The organism is Cupriavidus yeoncheonensis (assembly GCF_905397275.1).
Classification (GTDB): Bacteria; Pseudomonadota; Gammaproteobacteria; order Burkholderiales; family Burkholderiaceae; genus Cupriavidus; species Cupriavidus yeoncheonensis.
Map to the genome: position 1 here is coordinate 23779 of NZ_CAJPUY010000008.1, position 15685 is coordinate 39463.

Here is a 15685-nt window from a genome sequence, read left to right on the forward strand (position 1 = left end):
TCGGGCTATTCGGGCTATTCGGGCTATTCGGGCTATTCGGGCTATTCGGGCTATTCGGGCTATTCGGGCTATTCGGGCTATTCGGCCTTGATGTCGTATTCGCGGATCAGCTTCGCCCACGCGGCGGTTTCTTCGCGGATGCGCGCGGCGAGCGCGTCGGGCGTACTGGCCACCGGCTCCATGCCCTGGCGCTGCAGCTCGGTCCGGACCGCCGCCGTCCCCAGCAAGGCACGCACCTCGGCAGCCAGTCCGTCGACGGCCGCCGCCGGGGTGGCGCGCGGCACCAGCAGCGCATACCAGGAACTGACGTCGATGCCGGCCACGCCCTGCTCGGCCAGCGACGGCACGCCGGGTGCAGCAGGCGAACGCTTCGACTGCGTCACCGCCAGCGCACGCAGCTTGCCCGACTGGATGAACGGCGCCAGCGTTGGCCACGTGCCCAGCAACACGGGTACCTGGCCGCCCACCACGTCATTGAGCGCCTGCGTCGTGCCTTTGTAGGGCACGTGCATCAGCGTCACGCCGGCCTTGTGCCGGAACAGCTCTCCGGCCAGGTGCAGGCCGCTGCCGACGCCGGGGCTGGCATAGCCGAGCGGCGTCCCGGCCTGCGCCGACTGCCGCGCGAGCCGGATCAGCTCCTGCACGGAATTCGCCTTGACCGACGGATGCACGGCCAGCACGTTGGGCGAGCTGGCCAGCAGCGAGACCGGCCGGAAATCACGCTCCACCTGGTAGGACAGCGCCGGGAACAGCGTCGGGTTGATGGTCAGGTTGCCGGCCGGCACAACGAGCAGCGTGCAGCCATCGCCCGCGGCACGGCGCACGGCGTCAATGCCGATATTGCCGTTGGCGCCGGGCTTGTCGTCGACGATGTACGGAACGTTGGCATGCCGCTGCTGCAGCCCGTGCGAGAGCGTGCGCGCGAGTTGGTCGGCCGGCCCGCCGGCCGGGAACGGCACCACGATGCGCACATTGGCACAGGCGGCCTCGGCGCTCTGCGTTGCGAGGCCGGCCGTAGCCAGCAGGCCCGCCGCCACGGCAGCGAGCCAAAGGCGCCTGGCAGGGAATCCGGCCAGCCGGCCGCCGTGACTGAAATGACTTTGCTGCATCGGTCGATGGTTCAGCCCAGGCCGAACGGCCGGGGCGGTTCGGGCGGACGGTAGTCGAGCAGCCGCGACAGTTCCGCGGCGGCCCCCCGGACCATTTCCACCATATTGTCGAGCTGATCCGGCTCGATGCGCGAAGCCGGGATGGTTGCCCCCAGCGCCGCCACCACCTTGCCGGTACGGTCGCGCACGGGCGCCGCGATGGTCGAGATGCTGGCCTCGAAGAAGCCTTCCTGCAGCACATAGCCGCGTTCGCGGTCGCGCTGGACCATGTCGTAGAGTTCTTCCACCGTGCGCGGCGTGCTTTCCGAGAACACCTCCAGCCGCGATTCAGGATACAGCGCGCGCAGCTCGTCCAGCGACAGGTCTTCGAGCAGTACGCGCCCGAGCACCGTGGCGTGCGCCGGCAGCCGCGTGCCCACGTTGACCGTGCTGGCAAACGGGCGCGGCGACACGGACTTGGCCACGTAGACGATCGAGCGCCCGTCGCGCACCACGAGGTTGCAGGGGTAATGGATCTCGTCGCGCAGGCGGTCCAGCAGCGGGCGGCCCAGCTCGGTCAGTTCCAGCGAAGCCAGGTAATCAAAGCCCAGCCGCAGCACCGCCATGCCGAGTCGGAACTCGCGGCCGCCATCGGTGCGCTCGACGAAGCCCATCATCTCCAGCGTGGCCAGCAGGCGGAACACGGTCGAGCGCGGCACCTTCAGGCGCCGCGCCAGCTCGGCGGCCGACAGCGTGCGCTCGCGGCTGCTGAACTCCCCCAGCAAGCGCAGGCCGCGCTCCAGCCCGGGCACGATGTACTTGTCCTGGGCGTCTTCGGGCGGCGATTCGGTGGTCATGGTCTGTCTCTGAGGTGGCGTGTTATGGCGTTGATAAGGTGCGGGGTGCCGCAGGGGCGGCTCCTCGCCGCTCCCGCGCCCCGGTAAATGTCCCATATATCACGCCTGAGCCCCGCAGGGTACCCGTCACGCCGACAAACCCCGCGCTTATTTCAGGTAGTCGCGCAACCAGCCCGCGCACTGCTCCCCATACTGGGCCGGCCAGCGCACCACGATGGTTTCGTCGCGGCGGCGCAGTTCCACACAGATGTCGGAGTGCGGCCCGCGTTGCGCCGGCGCGCGCCCGAACAGCCGGGAGAGCAGCCCGCCGCCATGGCCATTCAGGGCCGGCGCGCCCACGGCATGGCCATTGTTGGGGCCAATGTTGGGGCCATTGCCGGCGGCCAGTGGCGCCGGCGCGGCAACCGCCGGCATGGCGGCGGCCCGCGGCGCTGCGACCGCGACGGGTGCCGCGCCCGCCACCGCTTGCGCGCCCTGCGGCGACAGCCGCGCCAGCAGGTTCGCGCCGAACTCGTCCCACATGCGATCGGCCTTGGTCTTCATCACGCTCAGGCCAAAGGTTCCGAGCCGGCCCAGCACGTCGACCTGGACCCGGATGCGCAGCTGGGTCGAGCCATCCTCCTGCTCCGTCAGGAAGATCTCGCTGGACTGGCGCAGCGAACTGGCGACGGACGCGTCCTCGCCGGTGCCCTCGGTGCGCAGGTAATGCGGCGCGCGCGTCTCGACGATCTTCGTGTGCAGGCGGAAGCGTGCATTGATGAACGCGATCTTCACCGCCATGTGCGCGATGTACTCTACGTCGCTGATGACCTCGATCGATTCCATGCCGGGCACGCAGGCGCCCATCACGTTCGGGTCGAGCAGCAGCTCCCACACGCGCGCCGGCGGCGCCGCGGTGACCAGGGTCTTTTCAATTTCCACGCATTTTCTCCGCGGCGGACAGGATGGATTCGACGATGCCGACATAGCCCGTGCAGCGGCACAGGTTGCCGTTCAGCCCGTGGCGGACCTCTTCTTCCGTAGGGTTGGGGTTGTTGGCCAGCAGCGCGCACGACGTCATCAGGAAGCCCGGCGTGCAGTAGCCGCACTGCAGCCCGCCGCACGCCATGAAGCACTGCTGCAGCGGGTGCAGTTCGCCGTCGGCGGCCAGGCCTTCGACGGTCATCACGTGGCGCCCACGCGCCTGCGCGGCGAGCATCAGGCAGGACTTGACGGCCTCGCCGTCGACCAGCACCGTGCACGCGCCGCAGATGCCGGTCTCGCAACCGCGCTTGGTACCGGTCAGGTTCAGGTCGTCGCGCAGCAGGTCGGACAGCATGCGCCGCGCCGGGACCTCGACGGTGTGTTCCTCACCGTTGACGGTGACATCGATGGTGATCTTGTTCATGGCAACTCCTCAGTCCGCGGCCACGCCGAACAATCCGGCGATGGTGCGGCGTGCGACCGTGCGCACGATGTGGCGGCGGAAATCCTCCGAACCGCGCATGTCCGATACCGCGTTGATGTCGGCGGCAACGATCTCCGCGGCCTCGGCCGCGAGCTCCGCGGTCACGGCCTTGCCTGTCAGCAGCGCCTCGGCCCGATGCAGTCGGGCAGGAATGGGCGTGGAAGCGCCGACGGCCAGCCGTGCCTCCACGCAGAAATCGCCCTCGCGCCGTACCGACAGCGCCACGCTGGCGAGCGGGCGGTGCTCGGCCGCTGTACGCAGGAATCGCGCGTAGCGCCCGTCCGCGCCCGCTGCCGGGGCCGGCAACCGGACCTCGGTAACGATCTCGCCCGGCGTCAGCGCCGTGACGTAGTAGTCGACGAGGAAGTCTTCGATCGCCAGCACGCGCTCGCCGCCGGGGCCGCTCAGCACGATCTGCGCGCCGAGCGCCATCAGGCAGCCCGGTGGGTCGGTGGCCGGATCGGCATAGCAAAGGTTGCCGCCGATGGTGCCCTGGTTGCGCACCTGCGGATTGGCCACGCGCGATGCCATGCTGGCGAGCATCGGATAGTGCTGCTGCACGATGGGCGAGCGCGCCACCTCGGCATGCAAGGTCAGCGCGCCGATGCGCAGGCCCTGGTGCGGGTCGAACGCGATGCCGCGCAGCGCCTCCAGCTTGCCGAGGTAGACCACATGGCTCGGCGTCAGCATGCGCTGGCGCATGCCGAGCATCAGCGCGGTGCCGCCCGCGTAGGCGCGGCCGTTGTCGCCGAGGTCCGCCAGCATGCGGCTGGCCTCACCGACCGTGGCCGGCTCCAGGAATTCGAAATCACGCATGGGCGGTCTCCTTCTCCGTCTCATGGCGCTCGCGCAGCGCCGCCAGCACCTTCTCCGGCGTGATCGGCAGCGAGTGGATGCGCACGCCGATGGCGTGATGCACCGCGTTGGCGATCGCCGCCGCGCCGGGCAGGATCGCCGTTTCGCTCGCGCCCTTGGCACCGAACGGGCCGTTGGGATCGTTGGACTCCACGAGGTCGGTGCGCAGCATCGGCAGGGCATCGGCCGTGGCCATGGTGTAGTCGGCAAAGTTGCCGTTCTGCAGGCGGCCGTCTTCGTAGCGCAGGTGCTCGTAGAGCGTCCAGCCGATCGCCTGCACCGTCGCGCCGTGGGTCTGGCCATGCACCGCGAGCGGGTTGATCGCCTTGCCGCAGTCGTCGGCGACAAAGCTGTCGATCACGGTCACGCGGCCCGTGCAGGTATCGACCTCCACCTCCACCGCCTGCGCCGCGAACGAATAGGCGGGTGCGATGTTGCCGTAGTAGCTAGCGTCATGCATCACCGTGGGCGCGTCATAGGTGGCGCGCACATGGATGCCTTCGCCGCCATGGCGGAAGATATGCAAGCGCGCGATCTCGGCGAGCATGGCCGACTTGTCGGGTTGGCCCGGCACGCTGATGCGGCCGTCGGCAAATGACAGGCTTGCCATTTCCACGCCGAACTTCTCCGCCGCCAGCGCCAGCACCTTCTGCTTCGCTTCCCGCGCGGCGCGCAGCACGGCATTGCCCGAGATGATGGTCACGCGCGAGGCCAGCGAGCCCAGGCAGAACGGCGAGGTATCGGTATCGGGCACCATCACGGTCACGTGCGACAGCGGAATCCCCATCTCCTGCGCGCAGATCTGGCTGAGCATGGTGTTGGCGCCCTGCCCCATGTCGCACTCGCTGGTCTGCAGCATCACGCGGCCGTCTTCATTGAGCTTGAGCAGGATGGTCGAGCCGTCCCAGTTGCCGAGCGTGCGGTTGCCGCTGACGTGCATGGCCGCCGCAATGCCCACGCCACGCCGGCGCGTGCCGGTGCCGCGCGGGGCATTGCGCTTGGCATCCCAGCCGATCGCCTGGCGCGTCATCTCCAGGCACTCCTGCATGCCCGTGCTGCCGATCTGCCAGCCGTGCACGCTGGTCTCGCCACGGCCGATGGCATTGCGCTTGTGCACCTCGATGGGATCCATGCCGATCATCCCGGCCAGCACGGTCAGGTGGCAGTTCAGCGGGAACTGCATCTGCTGCCCGCCAAAGCCGCGGAAAGCGCCGCGCGGCGGATTGTTGGTATAGGCCAGCACCGCGTGCGAGCGCACATTGGTGACGCGGTGCATATTGTCGCTGCGCATCGCGCTGACGTGCATGACGTCCCCGGCCAGGCCGGAGAAGGCGCCGCACTCGGCCGTGATGCGCACGTCCTTGGCCACGATCATGCCGTCGGCCGACAGGCCCATGCGCAGCCAGACCTTCGCGGGCACGCTCGCCCGCGCCCCCTGGAAATCTTCAAGGCGGTTGTTGACGAGCCGCACCGGACGATCGAGCTTCGTCGCCAGGAACGCGCAGATCAGGCTGTTGTTCTCCTCGACGATCTTGGCGCCGAAGCCACCGCCGGTGGTGGCCTGCACCACGCGGATCGTCGACGCCGGACGATCGAGCGCCTCGGCCATGCGGCTGCGCGCGAGGAATACCGACTGCGTCGACGCATACACCGTCAGCCGCCCATTGCCATCCTGCGTCGCCACGGACGCCATCGGCTCGAGGTAGCCCGGATATTGCGAGTGCATGTCGTAGGTCGCCTCGTACACCGCGGCGGCCGCGGCAAAGCCGGCATCCACGTCGCCGCGCTCGATGTGCATCTCATGGCCGATATTGCGCGTACCGGCATGGATTTCCGGCGCGCCGTCGGCCAGCGCGGCCTCGGGGCTCAGCAGCGCCGGCAACTGCTCGTACTCGACGCGGATCAGGTCCAGCGCATCGCGGGCAATTTCCTCGCTCACCGCCACCACGGCCGCCACTTCCTCGCCGACATGGCGCACCACGCCGGCGGCCAGGATGCGCTGCTCCTTGCGGTGCGGCCCCCACAGGCGCGTGGGTGTATCGCACCCGGTCACCACCAGCCTGACACCGGCCAGCGCCTTCGCCGCCGAGGTGTCGATGCCGACGATGCGCGCATGCGGGTGCGGGCTGCGCAGCACCTTCGCGTGCAGCATGCCGGCCAGCTTGATGTCGCCGGCATACTGCGCGCGTCCCATGACCTTCTCCCGCGCGGTCACCTGCGGCGTGGACGCTCCCACGATGGACTGGCTCATGCCCGCCTCCTGCGTCTTGTGTGGCATCGATCTGCTGCGTGCCGCGTCATTCCGCGGAAATGCCCATGTCGCGGATGACCTTGCCCAGGCGCTCGTAGTCGGAAGCGTTGACCTTCTCAAGCGCCGCGGGCGCGCCTCCGACCGGCTGGGCGCCGAACGTGGCCATCTTCTCGGTGACGTCCGGCAGCCTGATCACCTCATTGAGCTGCTCGTTGAGGACCTTGACCACTTCCGGGGGCGTGCCCCTGGGCGCCATGACGCCATGCCATGCCCCGACCACCACGTCCTTGTAGCCAAGCTCGGCCAGTGTCGGCACGTTCGGCAGCAGCGCCGAGCGCCTGGCATCGGTGATGGCCAGCGCGATCAGCCTGCCGGTGTTGATGTACTGCGCGACCGGGCCCAGCGTGACGTAGGCGAAGTTCACATGGCCGGCCACCACGTCGTTGACGGCCGGCGCCACGCCCTTGTACGGCACATGCTGGATCTTCACGCCTGCGGCGCGGTTCAGCATCTCGCCGGCAATATGCATCGGCGAGCCGGCGCCCGGGCTGCCATAGGTGAAGCTCTTGCCCGCCTTCGCCGCGGCGATCATCTCCGGAACCGTCCTGACGCCGGCTGCCGGGTTGGCCACCAGCAGCACCGCCTGCACCGCGGTCTGGATCACGGGCGTGAAGCTGTGAAGCGGGTCATAGCTGGCTGCCGGCGCGAGCTTGAGCACCATCGGCGCGAGCGTGAACGGGTTCGGCGTGTAGAGCAGCGTGTAGCCATCCGCCTGCGCGCGGCTGACGAAGGCGGTACCGACCACGCCTGCGGCGCCCGGCCGGTTCTCCACGATCACGGGCTGCTTGAGGCGTGCCGACAGCTTGTCGGCATACAGGCGCGCCATGGCATCGGTGTCGCCGCCCGGTGGATAGGCCACCACCATGGTCACGGTCTTGGTCGGATAGGCAGCGGCAAAGGCCGTGCTGCCCGCGGCAAGCGCCAGCGCCGCCATGGCAGTGGCGGCAAGGAAAAGTCGGCGGTCTCGTTTCATCAACAGCTCCTGTGGGGGCGCTTCGCGACGGGAGTCAGGTCAGTTTGTGCACAACGCGAAGACAGGGGTGGCTCGACGGAAAACACCTCTGCGTGTGTTTCATTGGTAAAACTCACGCTCACTACCGGAACGTTCCATCCATCGTAGGTCGAGCTTATTGACTACTCAACTTACGTTAATCACCGATTGACAATAGAGCTAATATGTAGACACAAAACGGGAGACCTCTGGCGCAGGCATGGACGGACACCACATCCGCCTGTGAGACAATCTGGCGCCCCGCACGCCGCTTGTGCCCCCGTACGTGCAACGGGCGCGCCGAATACGTCTCAACCGGAAAGAATTCGATGACCCGAAACACCGGGCCTGTAGCAGGCCAGCCAGCCCAGCCGGCGTCCCATCCGGACGACAGCCCCTGGACCGACCTGGACGAGGCCGGCAGCGGCCTCACGGTGGACAACTTCCTGACCACCATGCTGAGCCAGCTCATCACCAGGCTGCGCAGCACGGTGACCCAGCCCTATGCCGAACAGTTCGGACTGACCGTGCCGGAATGGCGCATCCTGGCGCTGCTGGCCCATGCGCGGCGACTGCCGTTCTCGGAGCTGGTGGTGCAGTCCACGTCGGACAAGGCGCTGGTCAGCCGCACGCTGCGGCTACTGGAGGAACGCGGGCTTGTGCACCTGGAAACCGAAGGCAACACGCCGCGCAAGAAGCTCATCTGCAATGTGACCGAGGCAGGAATCGCCCTGCATGATGAAGTCCTGCCGCTGGCGCGGCGCGGGCAGGCGGACGTGATCCGGCAACTGGCGCCGGAGGAGAGACGAGCGGTTTATCTCGGATTGAGGAAGCTGCTGAAGAGCCAGGGATAAGAACGGACCTGGCAGCATTCTCCGGTGCGTCGGCCAGGCCCTCGCACTTGCCGGCACCGCATGCCGCGGTGCCGGCGGTACCGCCTTACTGCGGCACCAGTTCCAGCCGCTCCCGGCTTTCCTTCTCCACCGCCTTGCGCGTGTACACTAGCGGGAAGTACTCCCCCTTGGCCCACAGCGGCGCCAGGTCGCGGTAGTGCGGGCTGGCCGGGTTGCCCGACTGCCCCGGCGTATTGACCACACGCGACGCGTCCCAGTTGCCCACGTCCAGCACCATGCGGAAGGAAGCGCCGGCGGTCAGCCGGAAATCGCTGTTGCGGTAGCTGGTGTTCATCGGCGTGAAGGCCGACCCGCCGATCGGACCCGCATCGACGTCATATTGCTGGTGCTCGGCGGCATCCAGGATGGAGTCCATCGGGTGCATGAACACCGCCGTGTGCAACTTGCCCCACTGCCACGCGCGCGGGTCGCCGCCGAGCTTGGCCTCCACTTCCGCCATCGCGCCCTTGAGCGAGGCGAGCATGACCTGGTTGCGCTTGTCCACGGTCATCCACCGCGCCGGCCGCTCCAGCACGTCCAGCACGCGCGCGGCATCGCCCGCGCCGATCAGCTTCGCCACCTCGGGCGCGGGGATCGCGCGCACGACGGCCGGGCGCAGGTGCTTGCTGAACCAGACCTCGAACAACGCCGCCGGCGCGCTGTCGGCGCGCTCGTTCCCGTCCCAGCCGCGCAGCAGGTCCAGCCCGCGCGCAAGCTGCGCGTCATCCGAGCGCAGGTCCTTCAGCACCGCCACCACGCGCCGCGCAGGCAGCGACACGGTATCGTTCTGCCACGCCATCGAATCCCTGACCGAGCTGCGCGCATTGGCCGCCACCAGGGCCCTGAGCCGCTGCGCGCGCGAGCTGTCGCTCCACTCATATCCCACCCCCAGTTTTGCGGCCGGGTGATCGGGCGGGATGTTGTTCTCGTTGGCGGTCACGACATAGCCGGCGGCAGGGTTGTACGCCCACGGCAGTTCGTCCATGTTGCGGTAGCCGGCCCACTCGTAGCGGCCATCGCCCGGCACCGGGGTCAGGCCGTCCCAGTTCGGCCGGTTCACGGTCAGGCCGCCCGGCAGCCAGCCAATATTGCCGCCGGTATCGGCATAGACCTGGTTCTCGCCGGGCGCGCCCCAGCGGTTCATCGCCGCACGGAACTGGTCCCAGTTGCGCGCGCGCATATAGTCCATCGAGCCGAAGTAAGGCGCCATGCCGTAGTCAAGCCATGCCGCGCGCAAGGCCCACGCCTGCCCGCGTTTTGCATCCGCGTACAGCACCGGCCCGTGGCGCGTAAAGTCGATCGCGACCTTGCGCGGCGTGGCTTCGCCCTTCACGGCGATCTCCTCGGTGATGGTCTCCATGGGCTCCCAGCGGCCCTTGTACTTGTACTCATGCGGCTGCGCGGGGTTGAGCTCGTAGCTGTACAGATCCTCCTGGTCCATATAGAAACGCGTCAGGCCGAAGGCGATGGTGCCGTTGTGGCCGATCGAGATGCCAGGCAGGAACGGTTCGCCCGCGCCGATCACCGACAAGCCCGGCGCGTTCAGGTGGCTGATATAGCGCAAGCTCGGCGCGCCATGCGAGCGGTGCGGGTCATTGGCCAGGATCGGGCGGCCGGTGGTGGTGCGGCGGCCCGCGATCACCCAGTTGTTGGAGCCCAGGCTGCGAGCCGTGTCGCTGGCGGGATCGACCCGGGCGTAAAGCTGGTCGACCGGCACCTGGCCGGCATCGGCGCTGGTCCAGGCTTCCTTGGGGAAGCGCGGCGCGGCGGTCGCGAGATCATAGGCACGGCGAAGCTCCGCGGCGGGAACCGAGCAGGTGTTCAGCCCGTCCGGCAGCCTGGGCTCGATCGGCGGATCGAGTTCGCGGCGCAGCCAGTCCGCGCGCGCGCCATCGTCCCTGGCCTCGCAATAGACCTTCGCGCGGTCGATCTCGCCGGTGAAGTTCAGCGTCAGGCCATGATGGCGAATGCGCACGATGTCTTCAGCGCGCCAGTGCGCGGGCTTGTAGTTCAGCTTGCGGAATTCCGGCGGCAGCAGCGCGGGCCGGCTTTCCGTCAGGGCGACATAGGCATTCACGCCCGCCACGAAGGCCTCGGCCACGCGCTTGGCGTCGGAGCCGTAGGCCAGCCATTCACGGTACATGTCGCCGCGGAACTGCACGGCACGCGCCATGCGGTCGCCCTCCACATAGGCAGGGCCGAAGTCCTTCGCCATCTCGCCCATCCCGCGCTTGCGCCACAGGTCGATCTGCCAGAGCCGGTCGCGCGCGGCCATGAAGCCCTGCACGTAGAAAGCGTCATAGAGCGTGTTGGCATAGATATGCGGCACGCCCCAGCGGTCCACCAGGATGCTGGCGGGCTTCTCCAGGCCTGGCACGGCAAAGCGCTCGGCGGGCGGCTGGGCGATTGCGGGGGTAGTGCAAGCGAGCATGGCCAGCGCTGCGGCCAGCCTGCGGGGGGACTGGAACATCGGATCTCCTCGTTTGTCGTGATGCCGCACGTTATGCTGCGCGGTCGACATCGAGGATAAAGGAAGGTGCCGGGATCGGCGAGCGCGGCAGCCGATCTCCGCACGCTGGGTCTGAGGGACGGGTGACTCCCCAACTGCCCGTCTGCCTATGCGCGTCCCGGCAGCTGTCTGACCATGGCCTACGTCCGCAATGCGGGCATCAACTTCATGACGGCGATCGCCGTTGGCATCCGGCACAAGTTCTGACGGGAGCTGCCGCGCGGCCGGGAGAACTCCTTCCACACCCATCGCGGTGAACCCACAAGAAAAAAGCCCTGTCGGCTTTCGACAGGGCTTTTTGTACTACGTCTTGCGCAGGTGCGTCAGATCGGTTCGATCTTCGTCGCGGCCGGGCCCTTCTGGCCTACACCAGCCACATAGCGCACTTTCTGGCCTTCCTGGAGCGACTTGAACCCGTTGCCTTGAATTTCGGAGAAATGGGCGAACAGGTCATTTCCGCCTGCATCAGGCGTAATGAAGCCAAAACCCTTTGAATCGTTAAACCACTTTACAGTACCGGTTTCCATGTAAGGACTCCATAAAAATTCTCGCCTAGCCAAAAAAGCGTGCGAGGCATGACGATCAAGGAGGAAACATGGAGAGAAAGTGGCGCCGCCGGGGCGTGTACCTAACGCTTCGAGGTTACGCTTGAAGATCCTGCACTCATCCTTATACAGGCATGCCACATCGCGGTCAATGAAGATCTCGCAGCAATCGAAGCGCACCGGCCAAAGAGGGCCGCCACAGCCAATGCGCTGGAGACCTCCGCGAAGCGGTGTCGGATCGTCTGCGATGCATGCTGCAGTCGCATCCCTCCGGCGCAAGAGATGGGTATGTTACTCTGCGCAAACTGCCTTGCAGTGGCGCGTGACGCCTCCAATGCCCCTGGACATCTGGCATTGCATATCATCAAGACACGGCGAAGCAAGCTCCCCCGCACTGCCACGGTCTGAACCCCGGCGCACTCCATCCACGTTGTCGAGCAAGCAGGGAGGAACCACCGAATCATGATCGAATCGATCCTGCTGGCCGTCACGCGCGTTGCCACATTCGAGGATCAAGAGGCAAAGACAAACGCCACTGGCTTTTTCTTCAAGCGAGGGCAGCGCCTGTTCGTTGTGACAAGCCGGCATGTGCTGATCGACGAGCCGACCAAGCACTTCCCCGACCGGATCGAGATAGAGCTGCATGTCAATCCGGACAACGTGGCAGAGTCCATCGGCTTCTCGATTCCACTGTATCGCGACGGCAAGAGTGTCTGGCGCGACGGGCTCGATGGCGGCGGCGGCATCGACGTGGCCGTGGTCGAACTCGACCGCACCGCGCTGCCGTCGGGTATGGTCTACCGGGCCTTTACGCCGGCCCACCTCTACCGGCCGCGCGACCGCATCGAAGCAGGCGATCCGTTGCTGATCGTCGGCTTCCCGCTGGGCTTCCATGACACGCTTCATCATTTGCCCGTCGTGCGCCAGGCGGTCATCTCATCCTCGTTCGGCATGCGCTTTCAGGGGCATGGCTACTTCCTGACCGATGCGAGGACGCATCGCGGCACGAGCGGAGCACCGGTGGTCATGCGCATGCCCAGGACCGATGCCTCCACGCGCGCGCTGCCGTGGATGCTGCTCGGCACCCATTCGGCGAGACTGGACGTGGGCTCGCGGGACTTTGAATTGGACGAAGCCCTGGGCCTGAATTCCGCCTGGTATGCCGACATCCTGCTGCCTCTGACCGAGGCATGATCCGGCAAGGTGGTCGGGCTTGATGGATCCTGCATTCCATGGAGTCGCCCCGAAGCCGCAGTACCTGCCCGGATAGCCCACCCGGCAGGGAATCTCAGAAGGTGGTACCATTCGCTACCGTCGAGTGACATCGACGCCAAATGCGCCGTCCGCCAAACATCATTAGAAGAGTACCGGCGGCAGCACGGGCGTACACCCGAACCTTTCGCGGCAACAATCTGCCGCAATCATTTCCGACCCGCGGCACGTCCGCTCCGTAACCAGCGCGCATGTACCAGGCGTGCCGGGTAGCGCAAGCACGGTCAATCCCAAGCCAGTTTCCCTGCCTGCGATGATGCGCAGGATGCGACACTGAATTTCTGCAATGGCAACCGATCGCCGGGCACGCGCGTACCTCTCCCGCATGGGAAAGCAGGACACGCCCTCCAGGATCGAGCGCCGCCCGAACAGGCAACAATTTGAATCCCCGTATTACTCCGTTCACGGTTTCGGTTTACCCCATCCAACAAGAGCCCGGCGTCTGGTTCGCGAACTACATGATCTCCGAGTACAAGGACGGCGCTGAACGCATCGTCGCGAACGTCTCGATGCGGCATGCCACGCACCATACCGAAGCCAAGGCCAGGCAAGCCGCCCGCCATGCGGGGGAAAGCGCAGTGGCGCACATTCGCTTGCTACCGGCCGCGCATCGGCACGCTACAACCCCCTCCACGTCACCGCGTGGCATTCGCTGAAACAGCAAGGAGCATCCATGGCTAAAGAAGAACTGGTGGAATTTGGTGGAAAGGTTTCGGAAGTCCTTCCGGATAACCGCTTTCGCGTCACGCTGGAGAATGGCTTCGAGGTTTGGGCCTATTCGTCCGGGCGGCTCAAGAAGAATCGCATACGTGTTCTTGCGGGGGACCGCGTCACGCTCGAAATGTCGCCATACGATCTGACAAAGGGGCGCATCAACTATCGTCACAAGTCCTGAGCGAATCCGGCGTTTCCTCGCTCCCGGAAAAGCGATCACTGTTGACGCCACCGTGGAATGGGATCATCTTCCTCTTGGCACAGGTCCGAACAAGACCGCAGCCTCTGGTGCACATAGGGCTCCCATCCACGAAGCAACAATACACGGCGCAAGCCAATAAGATCCGAGGTGCATGATGCAGCGAGACAAGTCTCTGTTGGACAGAATCCTCCTGGCGCTACGCGCCGAGATCCAGGCCTCGATGACCGATCTCCAGCTTGGCAAGGCCCTTGGCAATGTCGAGCCGTCCAGGCTAGCCCACCATCTCCTGCTCCTGCAGGACCATGGACTGGTGGAGAAGACCCCGAATATAGCGTGGCGCCTGACATGGAACGGCCACGACCGGGCAGACGCCAGCCTGTCACGTTAGCCTGCTGGCGCCAGGCAACTACGCATTCGAGAACGCGCACATTGCCTTGAACCATCGACCGGCCATGTCGGCGGAACCCGTTCGCATGGCTGCCTGCCGCAGCTACCGAAGGGTTCCTCTCCATGCTCCACGCGCTTCCCGGCACATGGAGTTCCGGAGCGGCCCTCCTTGCACGACAGCTTGATTTCGATCCGAGTGCGCACAGCAACATCACGCCGCCCCGGGTCTGGGCGCTTGCAGATTCGAGCGCCAGAGTTTCATTGACTACGGTGGGAAAGCTCCGTATAACTGATCGTGCAGGATCTTCAAGCAGCCATGCCATCCGCATTGACTCGCCCGCTTCTGGTTCGCTTCTACGGGGCGCCCTCTTCAATGCCGTCTCCTTGATCTTCTCGCTGCGCCGCACTTGTTGAGGCGTGGATTGCTGCAAGACAACGACGGAGATGAGTACATCCTTGATCCCGAATACCCGGAGCGCGGCAATCCCGTGCAACGCGAAGCGTGCGAATCACGCATCAGCCAGCGTGGGTTAGCCTGCCTCTCTTCCAGTCAGCCATCTCTCGTTCGGGATAGCTGAACCGCTGACCGCAGGGAAAAGCCTTTCATTTACGGAGGGAAGCGTGTGTTGGCAGTCTACTCTTCCAGTTTTATCTTGTTTGTCCTCTCGCAGTTATTCGAGTGGTACCGACGGCGAAGCGAAATGCCGAGCAGAACGCTCCATTGGCTTAGTGCGGTCACCTACTCCACATCATTACTGGTGATGGTATGTGCCGTTGCAAAGATGGTCATCACAAACTAAGACACAGGCTGGTTGACGAGCGCCCACCATGCGGGCACGAATGAGTTGGCTGTGCCAGGAGTATCGAGGCATGTACATACATGTCACGGCATTCGAGGCTTCCGGCGACTCTGTTCGCACGGGCGCTCCCGGGCCGAAATGGGGCTATATGATGGCCATCCGCTATACAGCGGACCGGGACGATCGAATGTTCTGTAAATCATTCGACGAAGAGGATGATTACTACACGCGCACGGCGGCGGAGCAGGCAGCCGTCCACTATGGCAAATTCGCTGTCGATATTATTCATGGCCTGGCTTGAGGCGCGGCCGCGTATCGCCTCGGGGAGGCACAAGCCGAATCCATGAGTTGTTCGCAGCGACTCGGAATGATCGCGTGCCAGCGGCCTTTATCCAGATCGGATATGCAAGACATCAAGCAAGGCCACAGTGGATAGTCTCGAATCTTGATGGAATACCTGAACGCCGTCACGAAAGGCGGCGTTCAGGAACCCTACCATACCTGGAGTGACATGATGGACAACTATCCTGCAGCAAACCACAAGGGTTTCGATATCTACCCGCTGGTCTATAAATTCAACGCACCTCGCAAGTGGCACGAGCGCCGGCCAGACCGCTCATACAGTGCGTCCGTGGTCATCTGCCGGGAAGGCGAACCACCCAGCGGCACAAGCGCGCGCGTGTTCCACGTTCCGGATATGCACTGGTCTGACCTGGGGTTAGCGAAGCGCGCGGCCATGCAACACGGCGAACACATTATCGAAGGCCAGGTCGCAGGTGAGTCGCTGGCCGGTCTTTGACAGCAAACGCTGAAT

16 protein-coding genes are annotated in these 15685 nt (G+C 65.6%); 7 read left to right on the plus strand and 9 right to left on the minus strand.

Translation table 11 applies throughout. The features are described from left to right. Nucleotides 1–77 precede the first annotated feature (77 nt). The 7 genes from KHO22_RS12340 to KHO22_RS12370 all read right to left on the minus strand — a co-directional run bounded on the left by KHO22_RS12340 (nt 78) and on the right by KHO22_RS12370 (nt 7531). On the minus strand, nt 78–1109 hold the full coding sequence (locus KHO22_RS12340; protein WP_211947431.1) for a tripartite tricarboxylate transporter substrate binding protein: 1032 nt from the start codon (nt 1107–1109) through the stop codon (nt 78–80). A gap of 11 nt (nt 1110–1120) precedes the next feature. Further along, nucleotides 1121–1945 (minus strand): IclR family transcriptional regulator, encoded by an 825-nt coding sequence (locus tag KHO22_RS12345; RefSeq protein ID WP_211947432.1) that lies wholly within the window; start codon nt 1943–1945, stop codon nt 1121–1123. Between the two features lie 147 nt (nt 1946–2092). Beyond that, nucleotides 2093–2866: an SRPBCC family protein gene (locus KHO22_RS12350; protein WP_211947433.1), complete on the minus strand. Its 774-nt coding sequence runs from the start codon at nt 2864–2866 to the stop codon at nt 2093–2095. Then, a complete protein-coding gene (locus KHO22_RS12355; RefSeq protein WP_211947434.1) occupies nt 2856–3332 on the minus strand; it encodes a (2Fe-2S)-binding protein in 477 nt (158 codons plus the stop codon). The genes KHO22_RS12350 and KHO22_RS12355 overlap by 11 nt, the downstream gene beginning before the upstream one ends. Nucleotides 3333–3341: 9 nt before the next feature. Then, nucleotides 3342–4208 carry an FAD binding domain-containing protein gene (locus KHO22_RS12360; RefSeq protein WP_211947435.1) on the minus strand — a complete coding sequence of 289 codons (867 nt, stop codon included), beginning with the start codon at nt 4206–4208 and terminating at the stop codon, nt 3342–3344. Further along, nucleotides 4201–6498 carry a xanthine dehydrogenase family protein molybdopterin-binding subunit gene (locus KHO22_RS12365; RefSeq protein WP_211947436.1) on the minus strand — a complete coding sequence of 766 codons (2298 nt, stop codon included), beginning with the start codon at nt 6496–6498 and terminating at the stop codon, nt 4201–4203. The genes KHO22_RS12360 and KHO22_RS12365 overlap by 8 nt, the downstream gene beginning before the upstream one ends. A gap of 46 nt (nt 6499–6544) precedes the next feature. Further along, a complete protein-coding gene (locus KHO22_RS12370) occupies nt 6545–7531 on the minus strand; it encodes a Bug family tripartite tricarboxylate transporter substrate binding protein (protein ID WP_420839596.1) in 987 nt (328 codons plus the stop codon). 347 nt (nt 7532–7878) lie between these two features. On the opposite strand from KHO22_RS12370, the gene KHO22_RS12375 reads away from it, so the two are divergent. Then, nucleotides 7879–8403 carry a MarR family winged helix-turn-helix transcriptional regulator gene (locus tag KHO22_RS12375; RefSeq protein ID WP_211947437.1) on the plus strand — a complete coding sequence of 175 codons (525 nt, stop codon included), beginning with the start codon at nt 7879–7881 and terminating at the stop codon, nt 8401–8403. An 85-nt stretch (nt 8404–8488) separates the two neighbouring features. Here the strand turns inward: KHO22_RS12375 and KHO22_RS12380 are convergent, their stop codons facing one another. Both KHO22_RS12380 and KHO22_RS12385 read right to left on the minus strand, forming a co-directional pair. Next, the gene (locus tag KHO22_RS12380) at nt 8489–10912 is read right to left on the minus strand and encodes a penicillin acylase family protein (protein ID WP_211947438.1); all 2424 of its coding nucleotides are present in this window, start codon (nt 10910–10912) and stop codon (nt 8489–8491) included. Nucleotides 10913–11274: 362 nt separating this feature from the next. After that, nucleotides 11275–11478: a cold-shock protein gene (locus KHO22_RS12385; protein WP_010812830.1), complete on the minus strand. Its 204-nt coding sequence runs from the start codon at nt 11476–11478 to the stop codon at nt 11275–11277. Nucleotides 11479–11958: 480 nt separating this feature from the next. On the opposite strand from KHO22_RS12385, the gene KHO22_RS12390 reads away from it, so the two are divergent. From KHO22_RS12390 to KHO22_RS12415, 6 genes are all read left to right on the plus strand, one after another. Next, entirely contained in the window at nt 11959–12690 is a 732-nt protein-coding gene (locus KHO22_RS12390; protein WP_211947439.1) for a S1 family peptidase, read from the plus strand. A 458-nt stretch (nt 12691–13148) separates the two neighbouring features. After that, nucleotides 13149–13424 carry an isochorismatase gene (locus KHO22_RS12395; RefSeq protein WP_211947440.1) on the plus strand — a complete coding sequence of 92 codons (276 nt, stop codon included), beginning with the start codon at nt 13149–13151 and terminating at the stop codon, nt 13422–13424. Nucleotides 13425–13441: 17 nt separating this feature from the next. Beyond that, nucleotides 13442–13663, plus strand: coding sequence for a translation initiation factor IF-1 (gene infA, locus KHO22_RS12400; RefSeq protein WP_115682815.1), 222 nt, complete (start codon nt 13442–13444; stop codon nt 13661–13663). Nucleotides 13664–13859: 196 nt separating this feature from the next. Continuing rightward, nucleotides 13860–14072, plus strand: coding sequence for a DUF2513 domain-containing protein (locus tag KHO22_RS12405; RefSeq protein ID WP_230426852.1), 213 nt, complete (start codon nt 13860–13862; stop codon nt 14070–14072). A gap of 869 nt (nt 14073–14941) precedes the next feature. Beyond that, nucleotides 14942–15172, plus strand: a complete 231-nt coding sequence (locus KHO22_RS12410; protein ID WP_230426853.1) for a hypothetical protein — start codon at nt 14942–14944, stop codon at nt 15170–15172. A gap of 213 nt (nt 15173–15385) precedes the next feature. Then, the gene (locus KHO22_RS12415; RefSeq protein ID WP_211947645.1) at nt 15386–15670 is read left to right on the plus strand and encodes a hypothetical protein; all 285 of its coding nucleotides are present in this window, start codon (nt 15386–15388) and stop codon (nt 15668–15670) included. Nucleotides 15671–15685 lie beyond the last annotated feature (15 nt).

Excerpts from the sequence above, each read along its gene's own strand:
- KHO22_RS12340 (WP_211947431.1), bottom strand. The coding sequence starts at position 1,109 with ATGCAGCAAAGTCATTTCAGTCACGGCGGCCGGCTGGCCGGATTCCCT.
- KHO22_RS12345 (WP_211947432.1), bottom strand. The coding sequence starts at position 1,945 with ATGACCACCGAATCGCCGCCCGAAGACGCCCAGGACAAGTACATCGTG.
- KHO22_RS12355 (WP_211947434.1), bottom strand. The coding sequence starts at position 3,332 with ATGAACAAGATCACCATCGATGTCACCGTCAACGGTGAGGAACACACC.
- KHO22_RS12360 (WP_211947435.1), bottom strand. The coding sequence starts at position 4,208 with ATGCGTGATTTCGAATTCCTGGAGCCGGCCACGGTCGGTGAGGCCAGC.
- KHO22_RS12365 (WP_211947436.1), bottom strand. The coding sequence starts at position 6,498 with ATGAGCCAGTCCATCGTGGGAGCGTCCACGCCGCAGGTGACCGCGCGG.
- KHO22_RS12370 (WP_420839596.1), bottom strand. The coding sequence starts at position 7,531 with ATGAAACGAGACCGCCGACTTTTCCTTGCCGCCACTGCCATGGCGGCG.
- KHO22_RS12375 (WP_211947437.1), top strand. The coding sequence starts at position 7,879 with ATGACCCGAAACACCGGGCCTGTAGCAGGCCAGCCAGCCCAGCCGGCG.
- KHO22_RS12380 (WP_211947438.1), bottom strand. The coding sequence starts at position 10,912 with ATGTTCCAGTCCCCCCGCAGGCTGGCCGCAGCGCTGGCCATGCTCGCT.
- KHO22_RS12385 (WP_010812830.1), bottom strand. The coding sequence starts at position 11,478 with ATGGAAACCGGTACTGTAAAGTGGTTTAACGATTCAAAGGGTTTTGGC.
- KHO22_RS12390 (WP_211947439.1), top strand. The coding sequence starts at position 11,959 with ATGATCGAATCGATCCTGCTGGCCGTCACGCGCGTTGCCACATTCGAG.
- infA (WP_115682815.1), top strand. The coding sequence starts at position 13,442 with ATGGCTAAAGAAGAACTGGTGGAATTTGGTGGAAAGGTTTCGGAAGTC.
- KHO22_RS12410 (WP_230426853.1), top strand. The coding sequence starts at position 14,942 with ATGTACATACATGTCACGGCATTCGAGGCTTCCGGCGACTCTGTTCGC.
- KHO22_RS12415 (WP_211947645.1), top strand. The coding sequence starts at position 15,386 with ATGGACAACTATCCTGCAGCAAACCACAAGGGTTTCGATATCTACCCG.